Source organism: Pumilibacter intestinalis, assembly GCF_943193005.1.
Lineage (GTDB): Bacteria > Bacillota > Clostridia > Christensenellales > Pumilibacteraceae > Pumilibacter > Pumilibacter intestinalis.
The window spans coordinates 1-24464 of record NZ_CALPCH010000003.1 but is presented as its reverse complement, the minus strand read 5'-3'; the positions used below and the strand labels follow the sequence as shown (position 1 = coordinate 24464).

General features: G+C 51.2%; 21 protein-coding genes. 8 read left to right on the top strand and 13 right to left on the bottom strand.

Features of this window, described 5'->3' with window-relative positions; all coding sequences use genetic code 11:
• Nucleotides 1-213 precede the first annotated feature (213 nt).
• The 3 genes from NFR55_RS02020 to NFR55_RS02010 form a co-directional block, all read right to left on the bottom strand.
• Nucleotides 214-1053 (bottom strand): helix-turn-helix domain-containing protein, encoded by an 840-nt coding sequence (locus NFR55_RS02020; RefSeq protein ID WP_251545721.1) that lies wholly within the window; start codon nucleotides 1051-1053, stop codon nucleotides 214-216.
• The gene (locus tag NFR55_RS02015) at nucleotides 1050-1862 is read right to left on the bottom strand and encodes a ParA family protein (RefSeq protein ID WP_251545719.1); all 813 of its coding nucleotides are present in this window, start codon (nucleotides 1860-1862) and stop codon (nucleotides 1050-1052) included. Before NFR55_RS02015 ends, NFR55_RS02020 begins: the two co-directional genes overlap by 4 nt.
• An 84-nt stretch (nucleotides 1863-1946) precedes the next feature.
• Complete coding sequence (locus NFR55_RS02010) at nucleotides 1947-2489, bottom strand: hypothetical protein (RefSeq protein ID WP_251545717.1); 543 nt, start codon at nucleotides 2487-2489, stop codon at nucleotides 1947-1949.
• Between the two features lie 86 nt (nucleotides 2490-2575).
• Between NFR55_RS02010 and NFR55_RS02005 the strand changes: the two genes are divergently transcribed.
• Nucleotides 2576-3163, top strand: coding sequence for a hypothetical protein (locus tag NFR55_RS02005; RefSeq protein ID WP_251545715.1), 588 nt, complete (start codon nucleotides 2576-2578; stop codon nucleotides 3161-3163).
• A gap of 394 nt (nucleotides 3164-3557) precedes the next feature.
• The gene (locus NFR55_RS02000) at nucleotides 3558-4313 is read left to right on the top strand and encodes a zinc metallopeptidase (RefSeq protein WP_251545713.1); all 756 of its coding nucleotides are present in this window, start codon (nucleotides 3558-3560) and stop codon (nucleotides 4311-4313) included.
• Nucleotides 4314-4395: 82 nt separating this feature from the next.
• Here the strand turns inward: NFR55_RS02000 and NFR55_RS01995 are convergent, their stop codons facing one another.
• The gene (locus tag NFR55_RS01995) at nucleotides 4396-5733 is read right to left on the bottom strand and encodes a methyltransferase RsmF C-terminal domain-like protein (protein WP_251545712.1); all 1338 of its coding nucleotides are present in this window, start codon (nucleotides 5731-5733) and stop codon (nucleotides 4396-4398) included.
• A 178-nt stretch (nucleotides 5734-5911) separates the two neighbouring features.
• Between NFR55_RS01995 and NFR55_RS01990 the strand changes: the two genes are divergently transcribed.
• Complete coding sequence (locus NFR55_RS01990) at nucleotides 5912-7171, top strand: cation:proton antiporter (protein WP_251545710.1); 1260 nt, start codon at nucleotides 5912-5914, stop codon at nucleotides 7169-7171.
• Nucleotides 7172-7263: 92 nt separating this feature from the next.
• Here the strand turns inward: NFR55_RS01990 and NFR55_RS01985 are convergent, their stop codons facing one another.
• From NFR55_RS01985 to NFR55_RS01970, 4 genes are all read right to left on the bottom strand, one after another.
• Nucleotides 7264-9495 (bottom strand): LTA synthase family protein, encoded by a 2232-nt coding sequence (locus NFR55_RS01985; RefSeq protein WP_251545708.1) that lies wholly within the window; start codon nucleotides 9493-9495, stop codon nucleotides 7264-7266.
• Nucleotides 9496-9506: 11 nt separating this feature from the next.
• Nucleotides 9507-10211 (bottom strand): hypothetical protein, encoded by a 705-nt coding sequence (locus tag NFR55_RS01980; protein ID WP_251545706.1) that lies wholly within the window; start codon nucleotides 10209-10211, stop codon nucleotides 9507-9509.
• 88 nt (nucleotides 10212-10299) lie between these two features.
• The gene (locus tag NFR55_RS01975; RefSeq protein ID WP_251545704.1) at nucleotides 10300-11598 is read right to left on the bottom strand and encodes a leucine-rich repeat domain-containing protein; all 1299 of its coding nucleotides are present in this window, start codon (nucleotides 11596-11598) and stop codon (nucleotides 10300-10302) included.
• A gap of 33 nt (nucleotides 11599-11631) precedes the next feature.
• On the bottom strand, nucleotides 11632-12555 hold the full coding sequence (locus NFR55_RS01970) for a hypothetical protein (protein ID WP_251545701.1): 924 nt from the start codon (nucleotides 12553-12555) through the stop codon (nucleotides 11632-11634).
• A 626-nt stretch (nucleotides 12556-13181) separates the two neighbouring features.
• On the opposite strand from NFR55_RS01970, the gene NFR55_RS01965 reads away from it, so the two are divergent.
• Nucleotides 13182-13844, top strand: coding sequence for a response regulator transcription factor (locus NFR55_RS01965; protein WP_251545700.1), 663 nt, complete (start codon nucleotides 13182-13184; stop codon nucleotides 13842-13844).
• 10 nt (nucleotides 13845-13854) lie between these two features.
• Nucleotides 13855-15471, top strand: coding sequence for a HAMP domain-containing sensor histidine kinase (locus NFR55_RS01960; RefSeq protein ID WP_251545698.1), 1617 nt, complete (start codon nucleotides 13855-13857; stop codon nucleotides 15469-15471).
• A 4-nt stretch (nucleotides 15472-15475) separates the two neighbouring features.
• Here the strand turns inward: NFR55_RS01960 and NFR55_RS01955 are convergent, their stop codons facing one another.
• Both NFR55_RS01955 and NFR55_RS01950 read right to left on the bottom strand, forming a co-directional pair.
• The gene (locus NFR55_RS01955; protein WP_251545696.1) at nucleotides 15476-16348 is read right to left on the bottom strand and encodes a radical SAM protein; all 873 of its coding nucleotides are present in this window, start codon (nucleotides 16346-16348) and stop codon (nucleotides 15476-15478) included.
• Between the two features lie 113 nt (nucleotides 16349-16461).
• A complete protein-coding gene (locus tag NFR55_RS01950; protein ID WP_251545694.1) occupies nucleotides 16462-17232 on the bottom strand; it encodes a hypothetical protein in 771 nt (256 codons plus the stop codon).
• Between the two features lie 362 nt (nucleotides 17233-17594).
• Here NFR55_RS01950 and NFR55_RS01945 point away from each other — a divergent pair, with 362 nt between their 5' ends.
• Entirely contained in the window at nucleotides 17595-18089 is a 495-nt protein-coding gene (locus tag NFR55_RS01945) for a hypothetical protein (RefSeq protein ID WP_251545692.1), read from the top strand.
• A gap of 123 nt (nucleotides 18090-18212) precedes the next feature.
• Here the strand turns inward: NFR55_RS01945 and NFR55_RS01940 are convergent, their stop codons facing one another.
• From NFR55_RS01940 to NFR55_RS01930, 3 genes are all read right to left on the bottom strand, one after another.
• A complete protein-coding gene (locus NFR55_RS01940) occupies nucleotides 18213-18719 on the bottom strand; it encodes a nucleoside recognition domain-containing protein (protein ID WP_251545691.1) in 507 nt (168 codons plus the stop codon).
• A 198-nt stretch (nucleotides 18720-18917) separates the two neighbouring features.
• Nucleotides 18918-19565 (bottom strand): spore maturation protein A, encoded by a 648-nt coding sequence (locus tag NFR55_RS01935; RefSeq protein WP_251545690.1) that lies wholly within the window; start codon nucleotides 19563-19565, stop codon nucleotides 18918-18920.
• Nucleotides 19566-19664: 99 nt separating this feature from the next.
• Nucleotides 19665-20567: a hypothetical protein gene (locus NFR55_RS01930; RefSeq protein WP_251545689.1), complete on the bottom strand. Its 903-nt coding sequence runs from the start codon at nucleotides 20565-20567 to the stop codon at nucleotides 19665-19667.
• A 136-nt stretch (nucleotides 20568-20703) separates the two neighbouring features.
• Between NFR55_RS01930 and NFR55_RS01925 the strand changes: the two genes are divergently transcribed.
• The gene (locus NFR55_RS01925) at nucleotides 20704-22476 is read left to right on the top strand and encodes an ABC transporter ATP-binding protein (protein ID WP_251545961.1); all 1773 of its coding nucleotides are present in this window, start codon (nucleotides 20704-20706) and stop codon (nucleotides 22474-22476) included.
• Nucleotides 22473-24377 (top strand): ABC transporter ATP-binding protein, encoded by a 1905-nt coding sequence (locus NFR55_RS01920; RefSeq protein ID WP_251545687.1) that lies wholly within the window; start codon nucleotides 22473-22475, stop codon nucleotides 24375-24377. The genes NFR55_RS01925 and NFR55_RS01920 overlap by 4 nt, the downstream gene beginning before the upstream one ends.
• Nucleotides 24378-24464: the final 87 nt, after the last annotated feature.

The following is a 24464-nucleotide window of genomic DNA, read 5'->3' as shown; positions in this document are numbered from 1 at the left end:
GGCTGCTCGTAAACTCGCTCGCAATGACGTTATGACGGTTACCGTGTCATTGCGAGCGTAGCGAAGCAATCCCCCGCATGAGAAAGCAACGGTTGCTAAACATGTTTCATGTATGAGATTGCCACGGGCATAAATGCCCTCGCAATGACGTTTGGGTTTACCTGTCATTGCGAGCGTAGCGAAGCAATCCCCCGCATGAGAAAGTAACGGTAGCTACTTTCCGTTCTTTTCCAACTTGAACAAGTATCTGTATCTTAGCGGAGTAACGCCCTTAACTTTTTTGAACATGCGCGAAAAGTAGCAGGGGTCGGAGTAACCGCATAGTTTTCCCACGTCGGCTACGTTCATGTCGGTTGTTTCGAGATAGTTGCAGGCGTGCTCTATGCGCTTGTTTATAAGATACCTAACGGGCGGATAACCCGTTTTTTGCGTAAAAAGGTGGGAAAGATAGTACTTGTTTATATACAGGCTTTTGCAAACGCCGTCGAGCGAGTCTATTTCCAAAAAGTGCTCGTCGAAATACTTTTTCGCGGCGAGATAGCCGAGGTTTTCGTTGAACGTGTCGGCGGAGTCGAAAGAAACGAGCCGCATTGCGAACAAAAATACTATTTTCAATAAATGCTCGGCTACGCTCTCGCAGAGCGGTTGAGCATTTTCGGTTTCGGCTATAAGTTCGCTCAAATACGTTTTGAGCGCGGAAGAATATTCGGCGGTGTGCACCAAACAAAACTCGCGGTCGGCAAGTAAAGTGTCGGGCTTTTGCCCGTAAAGCCTGAGATTTCCTATGCCCGCGAATATAATTTCGCGCCCTTCGGTTTCTTCCAAATATTCGCGGTGAGCGCACCCGCCGTTTATCACCAGCAAGTCGCCCGCGCCGAACGGGTAAGTTTCGTCGCCCGCCTCTATCTTTCCTCTGCCGCTCGAAATAAATATCAGCTCCGCGTTTTCGGCGGAGCTTTTGGAGTTTATCCAGCCCGCGCCCGTGTTGTTTATGCCCGCATAGAGCAGGCGGGGGCGTTGACGGAGTATATTTTTTTTGAGAGAGCCGCTCATGCCTGTTTTTTGAGCGAACCTATGTTCTTTATGGGCGTGAACGTGTCGTTATTGCGCTTTAACAGCTCCTCGGCAAGCGAGAGATAGGCGAGCGAACCGGTGGAACGCGGCTCGTACTGCATTATGGGCAAGCCGTAGCTCGTGGATTCAACGAGCCGAATGTTTCGCGGTATGCGCGTTGCAAACACTTTCTTGCCGAATACTTTGAGTATTTCGTCGGCTACGTTGTTCACTATGTTACTGCGCCCGTCGAACATGGTGAGCACCACGCCTTCCACGTCGAGCGACGGGTTGAGGTATTTTTTCGCGAGTTTGATTGTGTTCATGAGCTGACTCAAGCCCTCGAGCGCGAAGAATTCGCCCTGTATGGGTATGAGTATGGAGTCGGCAACCGTTATGGCGTTTACCGTGAGCAGTGCGAGCGACGGCGGGCAGTCGATTAAAATATAATCGTAGTGGTTTCTCAGCTCGCCGAGAGCGGACTTTAGCACCTTTTCGCGGTTGTCCATGCTCACGAGTTCTATTTCCGCGCCCGACAGGTCTATGTTGGAGGGAATGATATCCAGATTTTTCACCGAAGTGTTGCGTATCGCGTCGGCGGCTTTGTCTTCGCCCACGAGCACGCTGTATATGGATTTGGTGAGTTTGCGCTTTTCCACTCCGAGTCCGCTCGAGGTGCTGCCCTGCGGGTCTATGTCTATGAGAAGAACCTTTTTTCCGAGCGCGGCGAGATACGCGCCGAGGTTGATGGTGGTGGTGGTTTTGCCTACGCCGCCTTTTTGATTTGCTACCGCTATTATTTTAGACATATACAGCCTCTCCGAATTTGTCTTTGTATTTTAATATTATATCACACCGAAGAGGTAAAATCAAGTGCCTTTCGCAAAATTGTCCTATATTACTATGTTTTCTATCAGTCCGCCATGCACTATTATATCGCATCGCTGTGCCGTGCCGTCCTTTTTTATCAAAAGCCAACCTTTTTCGGGCGTGTAGATATTTTCGCGCACCGAAAGCACGTCTTCGAAGAATTCGCCGAGAGCTTCGTCGGAAACCGATTCCGCAAGCTCGTCGCTCATAAGCGAACGCGCCGCCGTAAAGTTTCCCGCCCGCACGTATCCGAGCAGTTGCCCGGGAGTGCTCGAAGGCTCGGAGGCTCGCATGGACGCCGGCGAATATACGTACGCGCTTCGCGGCTTGAGTTCTATGTAGCGGTGTCCGCCGCCCATATCGCAACATACGGCGAGAGAAACGTTCGTTACCGCCTTGCCGTTTAGAATTTCCACAGTGTAAGGCAAATACGCCGCCTCGAGTGGCAGAACGGTTACGTAAAGAGGGTCGTCGGAAGCGTAGCGAACCGCCGCCGCCGTTTGAACAAACGAGCCGTTAAGCAAGAGCACGCAATTGTCCGCCACAAAATGAAGCACTGATTCCATGCAATATATTTATGATTTTACGTATAAAAAAATGACTTTGCGGCAATATTCGGTGTAGCACTGATTTAGGAGGTATTTTTACTTACATGGAAAACAATTGGACTATCGAACAAACGAAAACTCTATTCGCGCTCGCAAAGGAAGCGCGCGAGAACGGTCGCGGACTGATTTGGGCGTTCTCCAAAGTGAGCGAGAGCACGGGAAGGAGCGTGAACAGCGTGCGCAACTATTATTACAGCCAGCTCAAAATGTTCGAGCTCGTGCCCAAACTCGCAACCGACCTCGGCATAGAACTTGTAGACGCCGCCCGCGAACGGTTCGAACTGTTTAACGGCGACGAGATAGAAGAGCTTATCGAACGCGTGCTCGTGGGCAAGGCTCGCGGCGTGAGCGTGCGCAAGGTGATAGCGGAAATGTCGGGCGGCAACGCGAAAAAGGCTCTGCGCCTGCAAAACAAATACCGCAGTATGATACTGCATCACCGCGACAAAGTAACCGAAATAATGCGCCGCCTGAGCGCAAACGGCGAAAACTACTACAACCCCTATATAAAAGAAACGGTGATAGCCGGCGAGGAAACCGACAACTACCGCAAGCTCAGCGACTACATTTCGTCGCTCGACGAAACGGAAGTGGGGGAGTTTTTGAACATAATGAAGAAATTCTTCGCCTAAAGGCGGGCGTATAAGGGCGCGTCTTGTCACTGCGTTGTGCGCGCCCACTTGGGGCAGTATAAGAAATACAGCCCCGCGCGGGCGCACCCACAGCTGTGCCAATCCGCAACCCTTCTCCGCCGCCTTTGCGGTTACTTACGGGTTTAATGTCATTGCGAGGGCATTTATGCCCGCGGCAATCTCCTGCATGGAACAAGTACAACAACTATTACTTTCTCCCGCCCGAGATTGCCACGCTCGTTTCACTCGCTCGCAATGACGGGGGCGAATGGCGTGTTCGCTCGCAATGACGGCGTTCGCGCCGGTATAGGCAATAAAGCGTTTGACAAATCCCTTTTCGCAAGTTATAATATACCAAAGATTTCAGTATCCTTTATAAGGAGACGTGCAAAACATGATAGATATGTTGTTGGACTATTGGCGTGCGTTTTCGCCCGAATATCGGTTCTACGTTATTGTTATCGCGCTTTTCATTCCGCTTACAATTGCGGGCGTTATTGCGCAGATAAAGGTAGACAGTACGTTTCGCAAATGCGCGGTGTTTGCCGATTGCGGACTTACGGCGGCGGAGGTTGCTCGCCGAGTGCTCGACCGCAACGGGCTTTACAACGTGCAGATACAAAAAATATCCGGTCATCTCACGGATAATTTCAATCCCGTCACAAACGTGCTTTCGCTTTCGCAGTCGGTTTACGGCTCGCGCACTATAAGCGCGATAGGGGTGGCTTGCCACGAAGCGGGGCACGCCATACAGCACGCAAAAAAGTATCTGTTTTCAACGCTCAGAATTAAGCTCGTGCCGGTGGTTAATTTGGCTAACCGCGCGTTGTTTCCGCTTTTGCTCATAGGCATGTTGCTCGGGTTCGCTTCGCCGTATACCACTTTCGGCACGGTTCTCATCGCCATAGGCGCGGTGGTGTTCGGGCTTAGCATGCTGTTTTCGCTCGTGACTTTGCCCACCGAGTTCGACGCGAGCCGCCGAGCGCAAAAGGAACTTAGGGAAAACTTTTTTTCGAGCGAGGAAGCCGCGCTTTCGCGCAAGGTGCTTACCGCCGCCGCAATGACCTACGTTGTAAGTTTTCTTATGTCGCTTATTCAGTTCTTGCGCTTTGTGGCGTTGCTACTCATGGCTCGCAACCGCGATAACTGAATTTGCTCGTATAGCTGTGTCATTGCGAGCGAGTTTACGAGCGCGGCAATCCCATGCGGCTAACCACGTCATTGCGAGGGCACTAAAAAACCCGCAAGCCTTTGGGATATTTGTTCTTTGCCGCGCCGTCCGATATTTTTATAAAACCGAGAGGTATAGAGGCGACTTTCAAAATACGAAAGCCGTCTTTTTGATTGCAGTCGAATTCGTTGCCCGATAAATAAGCGGCTATTTGCGGCGAATCGGGCGCGTAATCGGGCGAGAATAGAGCGAGTTCCGCGTTTGCCGCCGCGGCGAAATGGTGGTGCGGCACAGCCCGCTCGTTCACAAAGTCCGCCATGCGCATGCCCCTTCTCAAAGCGGGGAAAGCGTAGTACGGGTAATCTTCGGAAATATATTCGCAACCGTCGCCGAGAAGTATTACGCGTTGCGGGTTAAAGCGTTCGAGCGTGATTTTTTGGCATAGGTCGAGCGCGGCGGCAACTCGCTTGTTGTTCGAGTTGCGTTTTTCGGATTTTTGCCGCTTGCTTGCGGGCGCGATACCGTCGGGCTTTTTGAGCAGACAGGCAAAGTGCCCTTCGCCGCCGCCGTCTTGCGGAAAAAACCTAACCGCTTGGGGCAGATTGAATCCACTCCGCGAATCGGCGGGGCGCTTTGTAGGCTCTATAGGCTCGTAGCCTTTTTCGTTCATGAGGGCGAAAACGCGGTTTTCGTTTTCTTCGAGATTAAAAGTGCAGGTGGAAAAGAGCAGAACGCCGCCCGGGCGCAGGCACTTGTCGCACTCGTCGAGTATTTTTTGCGAACGCGCCGCGCAGGCGAGCACGCATTCGTCGCTAAGGTCGGCGGACCCGAATTCGGTCTTTCTGAGCATGCCTTCGCCCGAGCAGGGCACGTCGGCAATCACCGCGTCGAAAAGGTTTTCGCCGCGGCGCGAAATTTCGTCGGGGCGCAAGGAGGTTACCGTGCAGTTGCGCAGTCCCATGCGCTCTATGTTTGATAACAGTATTTTGGCACGGGAGAAAACGATTTCGTTTGCGAGCACGCGGCAGTCGGGGCGTGCCGCCGCAAGCGCGGTGGTTTTGCCGCCCGGCGCGGCGCACATATCGAGCACGTTCGCCCGCTCGGGCACAAACGGTATTATCATGCGCGACACCGCCGCCGCCGCTGGTTCTTGTACATAATATGCTCCCGCGGCGTGCAACGCGCCTTTGCCCGGCTTTGCGCTCGCGGGCAGCATGGGATAGCCGCCGAGTTCGCTATATATCAGTTCGTCGGATACCGACTTGAGCGGGTTTTTCCTTGCAATTCTTTCGGGCGGCTCGCCGAGCGCGGCAAGATATCTTTTATAGTCGCTCTCCCCGAGCAATTTTTGCATTCGCGCCGAAAATTGCGCGTTTACGGTTTGTATATCTGCTTTCATTGCATATACAGTATAACATTTATTTTCGCGGCGGTCAACGCTTGACAAAAGCGAAAATCGGTATTATAATGTAGCCGCGCATGGCGCATTTTCGGGCAGTTCGGCTATCCGAGAAATAAAAAACGCGAGGACTAAAGATAGTTAGGAAAATATAATAACTATCCGAGAATTAAAAAAAATGGACTATAGATTTTTACTTGATTTGGCTATAATACTGTTCGTCACCAAAGTGCTGGGGCTCGTAATGAAAAAGTTCGGGCTTCCGCAGGTGGTGGGCGCGCTCATTGCGGGTATACTCATAGGACCCGCTATTTGGTTTCCCATGACGGGCGGTAAGTTTACGCTCGTTCGCTCTACCGACTTTTTGAACGTAATAGCCGAACTCGGCGTTATAATGATTATGTTCAGCGCGGGACTCGAAACCGATTTGCACGAGCTTAAAAATTGCGGACTCAAAGCGGGTTTCGTGGCTCTGCTCGGCGTGGGCGTGCCGCTCGCGCTCGGCTTCGGCATCGCCGTGCCGTTCTTTGGCGTTTCGGACACTCATAACGTGCTCAAGTGCGTGTTTATAGGCGTTATTCTTACCGCTACGAGCGTGTCCATTACCGTTGAAACGCTCCGAGAGTTGGGCAAACTCAAAGGCAAGACGGGCACCGTGATACTCTCGGCGGCGATTATAGACGACGTAATAGGCATAATAGTCCTTACGTTCGTTATAGGCATGAAAAATCCGGGCGAAACCAAGCCGTATATGGTGCTCGTGAAAACCGCCCTGTTCTTCATAATAGGCATTGCGCTCGGAGTGGGTCTCAACTATCTTTTTCGTTGGCTCGAAAAGAAATATCCGCACCGCCGCAGAGTGCCCATATTCGGACTCGTTATGTGCTTTGTGTACGCCTTTTGCGCCGAACACTTTTTCGGAATAGCCGATATAACGGGCGCGTACCTTGCGGGCATATTGCTGTCGAACACGCGCGAAACGGGCTACATAGAACGCAAAGTGGACGTAAACACGTATATGATTTTCGCGCCCGTCTTTTTTGCAAACATAGGGATTAAAACCGACTTTTCGGGTTTCGTGCCGCAAATTCTTTTGTTCTGCCTGCTGTTCGTGCTCGCGGGCATGGGCGGAAAGATAATAGGTTGCGGCGCGGCGGCGAAAGCGTGCAAATTCTCCTGGCGCGAGTCGCTCCAAATAGGCGTGGGCATGATGGCTCGCGGCGAGGTTGCGCTCATAGTCGCCCAAAAGGGAATTACGGCGGGACTTTTAGACGAGATTTACGTAGCGCCCGTTATTATGCTCGTTATAATATCTTCGCTCGTAACCCCCATACTCTTAAAACTGCTCTTCAAAAAAGACTCGAACGAACTCCCGCTCGGCGGCCCGAGCAACGAAACGCTAAAAGAGCAACAACCGTTGCCGCTTTCCGACGGTTGAGATTGGGCTGCTCACTGCGTTCGCTTGCAATGACAGGTAAAAAACGTCATTGCGAGGGCGTTTACGCCCGTGGCAATCTCCTGCATTAGGAACTAATTCAGTTCTTTCAGTTTTTGATAATATGTTTGGGCGCGGGAGCCGCTCAAAAAGTCGTGATAGAAGATTTTGTTTACGTAGCTCGTCTTTTCCAAAAGGGCGAGCGCGTCTTTTTCCGCTTTGTCTACGTCGGCTTGGGTGGCGTCGGGCGTTTTGTAGCGAATGTTGTTTATAGAGGTGAAAAATAACTTGTCGGTGATAAAGTTGTTGTATGAGCGCGAATAAAGCATGCTCACGTTTTCGCCGAATATGCTCGAGCCGTAGTTTAAGTTGTTGTAATAGTTAATTCCCAAAAGGTCGAATATGGTGGGAACGATATCTACCGTGCATGTAAATTTGTTTATGGGAATTTGCAGGGTTTGATTTCCCACGTGCACCATGAGCGGAACGCGGAAGAGGTCGGTGTAGTTGCGTTCGGGGTTGTATTCCGAAAGGTCTTTCACCGTTTCGCCCAAACCTTGGTAATAGGCGTTGTGGTCGCCGAACATTACTATCAGAGTGTTGTTTATAAGCGGCTCGCCCGTGATTTCGCTTACCGTGTTTTCGAGATAGTCCATAAGCTTGCCTATGGCGCGGTCGGTGTCTATTGCGGCGGCGGCGTAGTGAATAAACGGGTCGGGACTGTCCTTTTTGAGCGCGGCTATTTTGGCTTTCATTACAAGCTCGGCTTTTGCCTCTTCTTTTTCTTCTTCGGACAGCTCTTTTCCGGCAAGCAATTTGTCGAAATCGGGTTCTACGTAGCTGTCTTTAATGTAAACATCGGCTATGCCCGCCTCGATAAGTTCTTTGTAGTAGGGAACGAGGTTGTCGCGGTAGTCGTATTGCCCGTGCATGGCAATCGTGGTGATGTAGGTGTTAAACCTGCGGTCTGCGGGGAACATTTCCTCTTTGCATACCTCAATCATATCGGAGTCGAGGTTATGTTCGTTTTTAGACCAGGCGTCCGCGCCCTTGCCTTCGAATACGGCTCCGTCGTTTTTCTCTTTGTCGAGTTCTATCATTTGCTCTATGGCGGTGAATTTTTCAAACCCGAGCACGTTTTTGTGGAACTCTCCGCGATTGTAAAACGTGTAGTTGCCGTTGTGATACGAGCGCGAAATTATATCTTCGTCCAAAGTCCCGAGCACGTTGGGCACGGAGTAGGGGATTGTGTTCTCGTTATAGTCGTAGTTTATAAGACTGCCCGTGGGGTAGTTGCCTATTATGGAATGATTTTCCGAAACGTCCGTTTTCTCGCGCGAGTGGTGATTTAACCCCACCACGCTCGTGTTGTAAAGTTTGTAAAGATTGGGGTACAGGTCTTGCAAAATTTGGCTTATTTTCGCGGAGTCGGTTTTTTCGGGCGCAGACTCTTCGGCGAACGAGTAATTAAAACCTTTGGGGAAAGCGTTTTCAACCGCGTAGGGAGCTTCCGCCATAAAGCCGTACCACTCGAAACTCTCGGCGAGTATGGTAATCACGTTGAAATCTTTCGCCGCGCCGAACACCTCTTTTTCTCCGTCTGCGGGATTAAATATAAGCTTGCTTTTTGTGGGGTCGTTTACGGTTTTGTATATCTCGTTTTCCACGTCCGCGGGGTCGCCGAGCTGAACTCTGTTGAAAAACGCGCCTTTATACAGCTCGTCTACGAAATTGCCGAGTATGCCGCGGTCGGTGTAAGTGCCTTCGTCGCCCGTGTAAAGCAGATAGGAAAGGTCGGACGGGTCGTAGTTGCGGTTATCGAAATAAGCCATGCCGCCGTGGAACACGAGCACCGCCGCCATAACGGCGGCAATCGCACCTCGAGGCATTATGCGCTCGGGCTTGGGCGCGCGCTCCAAATAATAGTGAGCGAGCACCATGTACGCGCTTATGATAAGTCCCGAAACGAGCACGAACACGAAATCCACTTGCAGTTTTTCGACTATGGTCATGGCGTCGCCTCTTAGCTGAAGCATGGCAAAGTCGAAGGTAGTGCCCGTCATATCGAATATGACTATAAACACCAAATCCACAACGAAAAGCACGAGGGCGAGCACGAACGCGCACCAGTATCTGCCCTTTTGGTTTTTTATCGAAAACAAAACGGCGGTGAAAATTCCTATGAGCGAAAAGAACATGAGCGGGTTTCGGATATAAAACTTACCGCTCGTAACGCAAACCCCGGTAAGCTCTATGGAGAGCATCACCGCCCAATAGCACCAAATAATGTAGTTCGTGCGGAAAAACCGCCAAAGTTTTTGTTTCATTTTTTATTCTCTTACAAAAGATATATCATGATTGCCGCAAACAAGGTTATGGAAAAACTCTTTTTGCTCAGAAGGTATATCACGCCGTAAAGCAGGAAAAAGGCAATGTTGAGCCAGGCGAACAGTACGTTTGCGCCGCTTAAGTATGCTACGAGCACCTCGGCGAAACCGTATGTAAGCGCGAGCGCAATGCCGCCCCAAGGAATGATATTCGCGTGCTTGCCGCGATATAACAGTTCCATGCCCTCTTGCACAAGCTCCAAACAAACGAGCGCGAGTATCAGTTCAACGCAACCTTGAGCGTACAAAGACGCGTTTTTGATTATCTGCAACTGCGTTACGCGCTTGCCGAGTTCGTAAACTATTTTTAGCTCGAACCCGAGGCACGCCGATATTATAAAGATGGGAACGAAAACGCAGGCGTAAATTATGCAAGCCCGCTTAAAGGGAATGGGGGGATTTTCGCGGTTAAACAGCTTGTAGCCTGTGTGCTTGAGCACGAATTTGCGCAAGAGTATGATAAACGGTATCCACACCGCCACCGTTATCGCGCAGTATACCACCGTTGAAATGTTGCCGCGATATACGGGTTGGAAAAGCAGTTCGAACAAATGGAAAATCTGCACCGCGTAAATACCGGCAAATGCTATAATCGCGAACATAAAATACTTTATCGCGAGTTTTTTTCTTTCTGCACGTTCGTTTTCGTTGCACATAAATCTTTAGTATTATATACGAATTTGCCGAATTTGGCAAGCGATACGCGGCGATTGTGCGCGTATTCCTCTTATTCGGTCTGTTTCGTTACTTTTCCGCCTTGCGTTCGAAATAAGTTTCGATTTTGTGAGCCGCAAGTATTTCGGCGGCGATTTTAGGTTTTTTGAATTTAGGCTTGCACGGAGCTTTTTTCCAAGCGTAGGCTATCCAATTTTTCGGCGCGCGGAATATCGCCTTTTCGAGCGGCACGTTTTCGAACGCGTACGCGCCTATTTTTTCAAGACTTTCGGGGAACTCTATTTCTTTAAGACTTGTGCATTCCGAAAAAGCCCACTGACCTATGGTTTTGAGTCCGTTGCCCAAATTCACCGTTTCCAAGTTCTTGCAACCCGTGAACGCATTGTCGCAAATCGTTTTGAGCGAATCGGGCAGAGTGACGGAGCGAAGGTCCGTAAAATTACAGAACACAAACTCGCTGATTTCTTCCACGCCGCGCGGAAGCGTTATGCGCGTTGCTCCCGAGGTTTCGGGAAACGCGCCCATGCCGATTGTTTTTACGCTGTCGGTATCGGGTATGTTTTCGGGGTTAAGTCCGAATACCAGCCGTCCCGAAGATTTCTCTATTATGCAGTCGTTATGCGAATAATAGTGCCTGTTGCCGCGTGCAACGGTAAGCCTTCGCAGATTGTGGCAGTCGGCAAACGCCCTGCCGTTGTGTATCTTTGCGATAAATTCGGGCACCTCGAAATTTCGCAGGGAGTCGTGCCCCGCGAACGCGCCCTCGCCGAACTCGGTTACGCTTCCGTCGGCGGGTATCTCGAATTCTTCGAGCGTTTGCAAAAGAGTCTTTTCTTCTGCGTTTATAAGACAGCCGCTCTTGAAAACAAAATTTTCGTTTTGGGGGTGTATTTCTATCTTTTTGAGTTTTTCGCAGTAACCGAACGGTGCGCCGCCCATTTCGGACACGTTTTTGCCCACCGCTACGCGTTCGAGATTTTCGCAAAACGAAAACGCTTCGTCGCCTATTTCTTCCACCGAGTCGGGAATTACGAGTTCGCTTATTGCGCACCCGTAAAAAGCCGAGTATCCTATTGTTTTGAGCAACGGCGGAAGCATAAGCGACTCTATGCTTTTGCAGTTTCCGAACGCGTCGTCCGCTATCTCCTCGAGGTTTTGGGAAAATTGCACGTTTTTGAGATTTTCGCACCCGTAAAACGCGCTGTCGCAAATCTTTACCACGCTTTGCGGCATTTTCACGCTCGTGAGTCGCTCGTTGTTATAAAAAGCAAAATCCTGTATTTCGATTACGCCGTCGGGAATTATTACGCTCGCGTCGTTGCCGCGGTATTTTATAAGCAATCCGTCTTCTATTTCGAATTCGTCCATAACCGTGTTCTCCTTTTTATTGAGTTTGAAAAGCTATTTTTCGTATTTGTCCATGCCCTTGAGCATGAGTGCCGCAAGCTCGAAATTCGGTTCGGCGGCAAGGCAGGACTCGAACTCCGCCCGTGCGCCCACCGTGTCCATAAGCCCCAAAAGAGTAAGCCCGCGATAGTAGCGGAAATACTGACCCTCGGCTATATCTATATAATCGTCTATAAGCGAAAGAGTGTCTTTCAAGAGCGTTTCGCGCGACTGCTTGTTTGCCGCGCCCGAGAGCGACACCCTTGCCGCTATATCTGTTATGGCAATTTGGAAATCGTCGGGGAAGGCGGCGAGCAACCTTTCGGAACGCATGAGGGCGTTGTTGAAATCGCCGAGAGCCAACAGCCGCTTGCACTCGCGAGTTTCGCGGGTTACGCCGTTTTCGTCGCGCTCGGCGCAGTAGTCGAGATAGGGCGAGTACCACTCCGCGAGAACGTCGGGCGTGCCCTGCGCCGCAAGTTCCTCTTTGGTGGGCGGCACGTACACGCTGAAACGCGACTCGAGCACGTCTTTGAAAACGTCTTCGCGGCACAGCAGTTTTTGCATCGCCGCAAAAATTTCGGGCGAGTGCGGTGCTTCGGATAAAAGCACGTACGCGAAAGTGAGATACCACGACTTTTTGAGTTCGCGGCGTTGGGCTTCGCTGTCGCACTCGAGCGAAGCAACCGTGTAGGCAAGTTCGTACAGGTCGGCTTTTTTTGGCTCGGGATAATTCAAGCAGTCGTATTTTTTTACGATAGAGTCGGGTTCGGTTGCGTAAATTTCGTCGAACATGCACCCGAAACAAACCAAACTGTAAATAATATCGCGCTTATTCGGCAGGTCCGATTTGTCTACGGCAACGTAAGATAATTTTATCGCGTAGTCAACGCCCACCCGCGCCGCCGCGGACTGCTCGCGCTTTTCGTCTTCGTCCATATGGTTCACCTCGCAAAAGCTTCGCCGTTATTATAACATATATGAAAACGAAATGCAACTAACGAGTTCCATGTAGGAGATTGCCGCGGGTGCAAGCACCCTCGCAATGACATGTTTGGTTTCCCGTCATTGCGAGCGTAGCGAAGCAATCCCCTGCATGAGAAAGGGAAAGCAACCGTACTTGCTCCATGCACGAGATTGCCGCGGGTGCAAGCACCCTCGCAATGACATGTTTGGTTTCCCGTCATTGCGAGCGTAGCGAAGCAATCCCCTACATGAGAAAGGAAAAGTGCCTGTACCCGCTCCATGCACGAGATTGCCACGGGTGCAAGCACCCTCGCAATGACATGTTTGGTTTCCCGTCATTGCGAGCGTAGCGAAGCAATCCCCTACATGGAACGAGTGCAGTGGCTGTACGGGTTTGGAGGCTGAGATTGCCACGCTCGTTTCACTCGCTCGCAATGACAGGGGGGGGGACAGACAAATGCCGGTATTCGCTTGCATATTTCGGGGGGGGATGATATAATAACTTTGCAAAAAAGTTCACAAACTTGTCACATGGGATAAATACGGGTATAACGATTGTTTGGTAAAATGGATAAAATAACGGAAGAGGAGAAAAACTCATGGCAATTATACTCATAGCGGACGACGAAGAAAACATTCGCAAAGTATTGCGCGAGTACGCCGAGTTCGAAAGGTACGAGGTTTTGGAAGCGAGCGACGGAATGGAAGCCGTGCGCATGGCAAAGCAAAACAAGGTAGACCTTGTAATAATGGACGTAATGATGCCCAAGCTCGACGGTTTTTCCGCCGTGAAAGAGATACGCAAGGAAAAAGACGTGCCTGTAATAATGCTCAGCGCACGGGTGGAAGAATACGATAAGTTGTTCGGCTTCGAAATAGGGGCGGACGACTACGTAACCAAACCGTTCTCGCCCAAAGAGGTTATGGCGAGAGTGGGCGCGGTGCTCAAGCGCGGCAGACGCGCCGAAAACAAAAAGATAGTTTCGGACGGACTCACTATAGACATAGCGGGCAGAAACGTGTTCGTAGACGGAGTGAAAGCGGATATGACGCCGAAGGAGTACGAGCTTTTGTTCTATCTTACCGAAAACGCGGGCATAGCCATAACCCGCGAAAAACTGCTTACCGAGGTGTGGGGCTACGATTTTTACGGCGACGACCGCACCGTGGACACTCACATAAAGATGTTGCGAGCGTCGCTCGGACCGTACCGCGAAAAAATAGTTACTTTGCGCGGCTTGGGATACAAATTGGAACTGTGATATTCGGATTATGACGCGAAATTCCGAACGTGAGAAAAAGACGCTCGCGAGCGAGTGGGCGGAAAGCAACGTAACGGCGGCGGCAGTCGCACCCGAAAAGAAGCGTTCGTACAGGTCTATAAGATTTCAGACTTGGACGTATTTCTTCTTGCTCGCCGCGCTTTCGCTTTTTGTGCTGTGGCTGTTTCAGCTCGTGTTTTTCAAGTCCGCGTATAAGAGCATGAAAAAGCAGGAGGTGGAGCGGCTGGGCGACGAAATCGCCGCGAGATATCCGGGGCACGCGGGCAATCCCGAATACAGGGATTTTTTGAACAAAACGGCAATGAACAACGGGCTTAACATAATAGTTTTCCGCGTTCACGAAAAGTATGAGAGTTGCCCCGTGTCGGAGTTGAAATTCATAGCCGAGTATTTAACGAGTCAGTTCAACGCCGAAGACGTTACCGACAAAGGGCTTATAGCAACCGATAATCCCCACATAATAGTAAATTGGGAAGAATTTTACGAGGGAGTATCCTCTCACGAAAGCATCGGGTATATTCAGCACACCAAACCCGGCGACTTTTTCGTGTACGGCGTAAACATAGACGGAAACGGCAGGTATCTTTACCTCACCACCCCTTATCAGCCGCTCGAGTCCACAATATCGGTAATGGCGGACCAGTTTTTGATAGCTACCGTGGTGTGCTTGGTTGCGAGCGTGGTTGTGTCGTTCTTTATATCCGACCGCATAACTAAGCCCATAACCGAGTTTTCGCGAGTGGCGAAAAAGTTGAGCGCGGGCGACTACAGCGTGCGCTTTAAGGGCAACGGCTACACCGAGATAGAAAACCTCGCCGACACTCTCAACACCGCAACGGTGGAATTCGGCAAGACCGAGCAGTTAAGGCGCGACTTTTTGGCTAACGTGGGGCACGATTTGCGCACGCCGCTCACCATGGTGAAAGCCTACGCCGAAATGATACGCGATATTTCGGGCAGCGACGAACTGAAGCGCAACCAACACAGTCAGGTTATAATAGACGAAGCCGACCGCTTGACGGGGCTCGTAAACGATATTTTGAACCTAAGCAAGTTGCAATCGGGCACGGACGCGCTCGAACTGCGGTCAACCGACTTGCGCGTGCTCGCCAAGATGGTGGTGGAGCGTTTCAGCGTATATTCGGAGCGCGACGGTTACACGTTCCGTTTCGAAGCGGACGAAGACTGTTTCGCTTACTGCGACAGCAAGCGCATAGAGCAGGTTATATACAATCTTATAGGCAACGCGGTGAGCTACACAGGCAACAAGACGGTGGATATCCGAGTTTCCCGCGTTGAAAACAAAGTGCGCGCGTCGGTGCGCGATTACGGCTCGGGCATAGCCCCCGAAGATTTGGATAAAGTGTGGGACCGCTACTATCGCGCGAACCAGAGCAAACGCGCGGTGGTGGGGAGCGGACTGGGCTTAAGCATAGTAAAAAATATACTCACGTTGCATAAAGCGGAGTTCGGAGTATCGTCGCGCCTCGGCGAGGGAACCGAATTTTGGTTCGAGCTCTCCGCCGCAACTCCCGCAGAAACCGACGAACTCCCCGCGCCCGCGGAAACGCCCGCAAAGAAAAAGCGCGGAAGAAAACGGCAGTAATGCGCTAAAACTCGGGAGTATAAAAATCCGAAGCCGAGTCGCGCGACTGCATAAAGCCGTCGAGATTGAGTTGTTGCGCGGCGCGTAAAACGCGGTTGTATTCCATTGCGGTAACTTTGCGATTGAGTTCGCCGTAGTCCGTGCGATTGAAAGAGGGAGTGTACTGACTCATAACGCTCACGCGGGCGGCGGGAAACAGCGCCGAGATGCGTTGCATGATTAAAACGCCGTCTTTCGAGAGAGAGGGCAAAACCAAATGACGGATTACCGTGCCTTTCACGGCGAGTCCGTCTTTTTCTTTATATTCGCCCGTTTGCGCAACCATTTCGGCTATGGCTTTTTCCGCGATTTCGGGATAGTCGGCGGCGGCGGAGTATTTTTGCGCCGCGTCCGCGCTAACGTATTTGTAGTCGGGCAAGTAGATATCCACAAGTCCGTTAAGCTCGCGTACCGCCTCGGCTTTTTCGTACCCCGAACTGTTATACACTACGGGGATATGCAATTTGGGCTTTGCGATACTCAAAAATTCTTTTACTCGGGGAAGATAGTGACCCGCGGTTATTAGATTTATGTTGTGCGCTCCCGCGCTTTGGAGTTGGAGCGCGGCGGCGGCAAGTCTGCTCGGCGAATATATTTCGCCCGCGATTTTTCCGCGCGATATCTCGGCGTTTTGGCAGTATCCGCAACGCAGAGAACAGCCGCAAAAAAATATCGCGCCGCTTCCTTTCGTGCCCGATATGGGCGGCTCTTCGTAACGGTGCAACATAATTTTGGCAACGCGCATATGTTCGTCCGCCCCGCATGCGCCTTGCGTTTTCGTTCGGTTTGCTCCGCACTCCCTCGGGCAAATCTTACAGTTTTGTATATTTAAGTCCATTGTTGTGCCTGTATCATGCGGGAGATTGCCGCGCTCACTGCGTTCGCTCGCAATGACATGGTTGCCCGTCATTGCGAGGGGCTTGCCCCGAAGCAATCCCCTGCATGAGAAACCTATTCTTCCGAATTTGCCGAATTTTCCGCGTGTATCTTAAGGGCGCGTTCCACCGCGCTCTTGCTCACCTGCAACACCCGCGAAAGTTGCCGTATGCTCGCGCCCTCGCGGCAAAGATTGTAACTAAGTTCGCCGAGTATGGGCAAAGTTATCCGCTCGGCTTCTTTTGCCGTCATGCTTCCCGTCATGCGGCGCACGAGAGCTACCACTTGCGCGTCCGAAAGCGTAACTTTCTTTTCGCCCGAGGCAAAAGCGTGCTCGGGCGCAATTTCCATTTCTTCCCGAAAGCGCACCACGCTGTCGTCGAATAAAAGCATGAGCGAGTCGCTCCTAAGCCCTTTTTTATTCACGTAGTTGCCGTAACTCGAATATATATATGTTGCGTCCTCGCCGTGCGCTTTGGGCAACGCGTGAATAAATCGCACCGCGTCGGTGAGTTCTTCGTCGGTTTCTATCGGCTCGCTTATATAGCGGTCGTAAAATAATTTGCCCGCTCTGGCGTATTTTTCGTTGCAACGCACCGCATACGCCGACACGAGCGACTTTATCGACTCGCCGATAGGGCGCAATCCCTCTTTTACGGCAAGATGCGCCGTTTCCGAAAACAGACAGTAGGCGTAGCACTCCAAAAGGTCGCGTTCGCATATTTTAGAGAGAAGCAAAAGAAAATGGCGGTAATCGTCGTCTTCGGCAAACAAAAGTTTATCGTTGCCTTTTAGCACGATATGATACATTCCGCTTTCGCTTTTCACCCTCGCTTTTCTCGCCATACGCAAATTATACAGCAAAGGAAACGGAATGTCAAGCGTTCTCCGTCCCTTTGTCTGCGCAACGATTTCATGAGGCAATCTCCTACGGTTTCCCATGTCATTGCGAGCGTACTTTCTCCTTTCTGTCATTGCGAGGGCATTTATGCCCGTGGCAATCCCCTGCATGGAACAAGTACAGTAACTACACCGTCCTCATGGCTGAGATTGCTTCGTCGGCTACGCTCCTCGCAATGACAAGCACCCGCATATTGTGAAAAAATGAAATACGAGTGTTCACCCTGTGCAAAACGCTTGACAGAAAGCGCGGGGGGGGGTAAAATATGCGTATCGATTAAATATATATTTATTTGGGAGGTAAAAACATGGCAAAAAGTAAACTTGGATTGGGCAAGATTTTAATGGGTGTTGCCGCGCTGTTGGGCATTGTGGCGATATTCATGATGTTGCTCTCGGGCGTAACATTGACCACGCCCGAAATATTTGGTAAGTCGGCGTCGGAATCGGCGGGCACGGGTTTCGAACTTATGTTCGGAACTCAAACGGGTATGAATTTCAACTTCATGATGTTCTTGCCGTTTGTTCTCGTAATCGTAGGCATTGCGGGCGTTGTGCTTTCGTTCCTTAACCTTAAGTTGGGTAAGCTTATCGCGCTTGCGGCGTTTGCGGTAGCGGGCGTATTGTTCTTCTGCTTCGGCGCTTTTTATCCTATGTGCGCCGACGGTTTGGATACCGTTGTTGACGCTTTGAAAAAAGCGGGCGGCAGCGTTGCCCCGGGTATCGGCGCGATTATGGCGGGCATATTCAGCCTTGTAGCCGCCGCAGGTGCCGCTCTTGCAACTTTTATGTTCAAGAACTAATAAAAGAAAATAATATAATAAAACAAGAAAAGCGACGGATTTACCCCGTCGTTTTTTTGTGCTTTTTAATGCCCTGTCATTGCGAGCGAGTTTACGAGCGCGGCAATCCCCTGCATGGAGCAATTACATGACCCGCAGTATCGCACAGCCCGTAATGCAACCCGCGAGCGTGGCAAAAAGAGCAACGGGTATTGCGTACCCCAACTTTTTTACGTTGGATTGCGAAAAATATATCGTGGAAATGTAAAACACAGTTTCGCTCGAGCCGTATATAACCGAAGCGCACCTGCCTATGTAAGAGTCCACTCCGTAAGTTGAGTATACTTTTTCAAGTATGCCTATCGCGCCCGCGCCCGAAAGCGGTCGCACGAGCATGAGTTCGGTGAGTTCGCTCGGTATGCCCATTAAGTTCATAACGGGCGAAACGGCTTTGGATAAATAAAAACTAAGCCCGCTTTGTTTGAAAACCTCCACCGCCATCATTATCGTGAGTAGGTAGGGGAACACGTTCGCCATGAGCGAAAGCGCGCCGCGGCTTCCTTCGGTGAAGGCGGAATACGAGTCTTTTTTGCGTATCGCCGCAATCACAAGCACCGTAACGAATATAAGAGGTATTATAATTTCGGTCATTATTGTTTCCTTATTGTGTCATTGCGAGGGCATTTGGGTCACAACGTCATTGCGAGCGGTTGGGTTATCCTGTCATTGCGAGGGTGCTTGCACCCGTGGCAATCTCATACATGAAACAAGTATAGTAACTGCACCGTCCGCATGTCTGAGATTGCTTCGTCGCTACGCTCCTCGCAATGACAGTGTACGTGCCCCCTGTCATTGCGAGCGGCGCGAGCCGCGAAGCAATCCCCTGCATGGAGCTTGCAAAGCCGCTTTTTCTTTTTTATGTTCGCGGTTTTCTCCGCGTTTGCGAAAAAGCAAGCCTATAAGTTTTACCAAAGTAATTCCTATTATGGTGCTTAACACGGTTGCAACGGTTGCGGGCAACAAAAAATCGGCGGGACTTGCCGAGCCGTGAGTGGCGCGCAATCCGATAACGGTGGTGGGCAAAAGTTGCAAACTCGTAGCCGATATCACCGTAAGCATTATCATGTTTTGCGATGCCCGCGTACTGCCCGTATCCATTTCCTTTATGGCTTTAATCGCCATGGGAGTGGAGGCGTTGCCCAGTCCCAAAAGGTTTGCCGCCATGTTCATGGTAACGTATTTCCTGCCCGTTTCGTTTATGCCCGGAAATAAAAATTTCACCACGGGGCGGAGCAGTCTGCTCAAAAAATCGGCAATCCCCGTTTTTTCGAGAATGCCGAAAAAGCCCAGCCAAAAACCGTATAGCGCGGCAAGCTCTATTGCGAGCTTTACCGCTGCATGACTGCCCGCTATCATTGCCGTAACCGCTTGCCCCGGATTAGTGAACAGCAAAGCCGACACCGAACCCAGCAACATTATGTACCAAACTTTACTCATATTCCGATTATATTGCAAAGTGGGACAAAATATGACAGGAAATGCGCGGGTGGGGGTAAAACTTTATGCCGCACAGTTGCGGCTTTTTATATTTCTTACTTACTCGTTTTCGAGAGATTTTATAACGTCGGTCACTCTTTGGGTGAGAGCGGCGAGAGATTTTTGTATTTCGCGCAGTTCGCGTAAGGCTTCGGCTTTGGAGTCGGGTTTTTCGCGTTGGGGAATGCGGCGCGGTTCGGGTTGAGGGGCGGCGGGCTTTGCCGCGGCTATTTCAACCGAGGAGCGGGCGGATTTGGGCGGCAACGCGGATACGTGTCGGCTCGAGAGGGCGAATTTATTGGGCTTGCTTTTAGAAGCCGTGTTTTCTGTTATGTAGTTTAGGCACTTTACGAGCGCGGTAAAAAGTTGCTGAGGGTCGTCGGCGGCAAAAGCGAGGTTTTCCGCCTCCTCGAGTTCCTTTTTGCTTACCGCGGCATAGTTGAGAAAAAATCCGCGGCTCAGCGCAAAACTCTGAATAAAAGCGCGGCGGGTAACGCCGTTGCCGTAAGAAAAGGGCGAGAGAATTATGAGTTCGCGGGCAAAGCAACTGAGCGACGCGGCAAAGTCGGGTTTTGCCGTTTCGGGTGCGCCGCGAAGCTCGGATAATTTAATGAGCGCGTTTTTGAGCGAACCGCGCAGTAATTTGGAGTCGGTGCAACTTCCGCCCGCGAGCATGAGTTCTTCGGTGCGAAATTCGCCCGCTTTGGCTCGCGGCTCGAACAAAGTTTTGTGCAGAGCGCAAAACGAGTCGGAATCGAACTCGGCGGGCTTTTGCTGGGTGAGCAAAACGAGTTTTGCGTATTGCGGGCACTTGGCGCATTTCTTTATAAAAGTAGCCTTGTCGGTCATTCCCACAAGGAAAGAAATCGCGGCGGAAACCGCGCTTTTGGGCGTTGCCGTGCCGTCCGCAAGTAGATTTGCCGCCGCGCCGAGCGCAACGGATTTGGCGTCGTAACCCTGCATAAAACCATTATAACAAATAAGTGCGGACATGTCAACAACGGCGAGAAAATTCGGCGCTCATACGCCGCTTTTTTGATTGACAATAAAATTTTATTCTTTTATACTTGAGTAATACTCGGAGGAAATACTTCTTATGGTGGTAAAAACATTATCGCGGAGCATACGGCAATACAAGCTCCCTTCGGTGCTTACGCCGCTGTTTATGACGGGCGAAGTCTTGCTCGAATGTCTTATTCCGCTCGTGATGGCGAGGTTGCTCGACACGTTTTACGGCAATAGCATTGCGCCTATAATAAAGCTCGGCTTGATACTCGTGGCAATGGCTATGGTTTCGCTACTTTGCGGCACGCTATCGGGGCTGTTCGCATCCCGCGCCTCGAGCGGTTTTTCGCGCAATTTGCGGCACGACCTTTTCTATAAAATACAGGAATTTTCGTTCGGCAACGTGGATAAGTTTTCGTCCGCGAGTCTTGTTACGCGCCTTACGGTAGACGTTTTCAACGTGAAAAACGCCTTTATGATGATAATTCGCATGGCGGTGCGCTTTCCGCTCATGCTTATTATCGCGCTTATCATGTCGTTTACCATAAGCGTTAAAATGACCTTCGTATTTTTGGCTATAATACCCGTGCTCGCGCTCGGCATGACTTTGCTTATAGTGAAAGTTTACCCCATGTTCGACGGAGTGTTCAAACGCTACGACGCCCTCAACGACTCCGTGCAAGAGAACATAAAGGGCATGCGCGTTGTGAAAACCTACGTGCGCGAAGAGCACGAAAAGCAAAAGTTCGAGCACAGCGCGGAAGATATAAGAAAGACTTTCACCAAAGCGGAGCGCATAATAAACCTCACAAATCCGTTGCAGTGGTTTTGCATTTTCACCGCCATAGTGCTCGTGAGCACGCTCGGCGCGATAATCACCGTGAAAACTTTCGGCGGCTACGACTCGAACAATAATCCCGTATGGGGCGAGCTGTCCACCGGCGATATAGCCGCGCTCTTCACTTACATAGGGCAGATACTTTCATCGCTCATGATGCTGGCGCAGGTGCTCGTTATGATAGTTATGGCGAGCGCGTCGGCAAAGCGTATCGCGGCGGTGCTCGAGGAGCAAAGCGATATTGTTTCGCCCGAAAACGCGCTTACCGAGGTGAAAGACGGCTCGATAGATTTTTGCGGCGTGAATTTCAAATATTCGGCAAACGCCGAAGCCGACGCTCTTGAAAACATAGACCTGCATATAAAAAGCGGCGAAACGGTGGGAATTATAGGCGGCACTGGAAGCGGCAAAACCTCGCTCGTGCAACTCATACCCCGCCTTTACGACGTGCACTCGGGTTGCGTTAAGGTGGGCGGCTCGGACGTTAGGGAGTACGACCTCCAAACGCTCAGAAACAGCGTTGCCATGGTTTTGCAAAAGAACTTGCTGTTTTCGGGCACTATCGCTCAAAATCTACGGTGGGGCGACGAAAACGCGACCGACGAGGAAATTAAACGCGCGGCAGAGCTTGCCTGCGCCGACGAATTCGTAAGCTCGTTCCCCGACGGCTACGACACGCACATAGAGCAGGGCGGCACAAACGTGTCGGGCGGGCAAAAACAGCGGCTCACCATTGCCCGCGCACTGCTCAAAAAGCCCAAAATTCTCATACTCGACGACAGCACGAGCGCGGTTGATACCCGCACCGACGCGCTGATAAGAAAGGCTTTCCGCGAGGAAATACCCGGCACAACCAAGATAATAATCGCGCAACGCACCGCTTCCGTAATGGACGCCGACCGCATTGTGGTTTTGGACAACGGGCGCATAAGCGCGGTGGGGACGCACGAGCAACTGCTTGCAAGCAATGACATATACCGCGAGGTGTACGAGTCGCAAAACAGAGAGAGCGAAGGAGGCAACGAATGAAACCGAGCGTTAAAGAACGGCGCAAGCCGGTAATGGGCAGACTGCTTCGTTACCTGTTTTCGCACTATAAATGGCGGCTTATCGCCGTGCTTGTTTGCGTGCTGTTCGCCTCCGCCGCGCACGTGTCGGCTTCGGTGTTTTTACAGCGCATTATAGACGATTGCATTACTCCCGCGCTCACTGCGGGATACTCTTCGCTGTTTCCCAAGCTGTGGATATACGCGGGCGTAATGACGGGCACGTTCTTGCTCGCGGTGCTTGCCGTGCACGGGCAGACCCAACTTATGGCGATAATTTCGCACAAGTTCTTAAAGCAGATACGAGTAGACATGTTCAACAAAATGCAGTCGCTCCCCATAAAATATTTCGACACTCACACCCACGGCGACGTAATGAGCACGTACACCAACGACGTAGACGCCATAATGCAGCTTGCAACGCAGTGTATTCCCGGCATAGTTTGCTCGTCGGTAATGATACTCGCTTACCTCGGAGTTATGCTTTATTACAGCGTGTGGCTCACGGGCGTAGTGCTCGTAACCTCGATTATAATGGTGTTCGTAACCAAAATAGTGGGCGGCGGCACTGCGCGATATTTCGTGAAACAGCAAAAGGCGTTCGGCAGATTCGAGGGCTACATCGAGGAGATGATGAACGGGCAGAAGGTGGTTAAAGTGTTCTGCCACGAAGACGCCGTAAAAAAGGATTTCGACAAAATAAACGACGAACTGCACGTCTACATGGAAAAAGCCAACAGCTACGCCAACGTGCTCGGTCCGATTGTGGGCAACATAGGCAATCTTTTGTACGTGCTACTCGCGTTTGCGGGCGGCGCAATGATACTCGCAAATTTGAATAATTTGAGTCTTACGGGTTGGAACGCGCTTACGCCCGGCGTGATAGTGTCGTTTTTGGCAATGTGCCGCTCGTTTACAAACAACGTAATGCAAATGGCGCAAACGGTGAGCGGCATAGCTCAAGCCGTGGCGGGCGCGGGCAGGGTGTTCGCGCTTTTGGACGAAACGCCCGAAACCGACGACGGCTACGTTACTTTGGTTAACGCCGCATACGACGAAAACGGCAACGTGACCGAAACAGCCGAGCGCACGGGCAGGTGGGCGTGGCGGCATCCCCATTCCGCCGACGGAAGCGTAACCTACACCGAGGTGAAAGGGGATATTTTGCTCGACGACGTAGACTTTGCTTACGACCCCGAAAAGCCGGTGCTCAAAGGAGTTTCGGTGTTTGCAAAGCCCGGTCAGCGCGTGGCTTTCGTGGGCTCTACGGGCGCGGGCAAAACCACGATAACAAACTTAATCAACCGCTTTTACGATATTGCCGACGGCAAAATACGCTACGACGGCATAAACATAAACAAAATTAAAAAAGCCGACCTGCGCCGCAGTTTGGGCATGGTGCTTCAAGACACCAACCTGTTTACCGGCACTGTTCGCGAAAACATTCGCTACGGTAGATTAGACGCTACCGACGAAGAGGTGGAAGCGGCGGCTCGGCTTGCGGGAGCGCACGACTTTATAATGCACTTGCCGAACGGCTACGACTCCATGCTCACCGCCGACGGCGCAAATCTTTCGCAGGGGCAGCGACAGCTTTTGAGCATTGCCCGCGCCGCCGTTGCCGACGCGCCCGTAATGATAATGGACGAAGCGACGAGCAGTATAGACACGCGCACCGAAGCCATAGTGCAAGAGGGTTGCAACCGCCTTATGCAGGGCAGAACGGTGTTTATAATAGCGCACCGCCTAAGCACCGTGCGTTCCGCCGACGTAATAATGGTACTCGAGCACGGCAAAATAATAGAGCGCGGCAATCACCGCGAGCTAATCGCTCAAAAGGGCAAATATTATCAGCTTTATACGGGCGCATTCGAACTCGACTAATCTCGGCGGGCGTATAGCGGCACATCTGCGCACTACGTGCTTGTGCCCACGTGGTCACGTACCTCAAAGTACGCTCCCGTGCGGGCA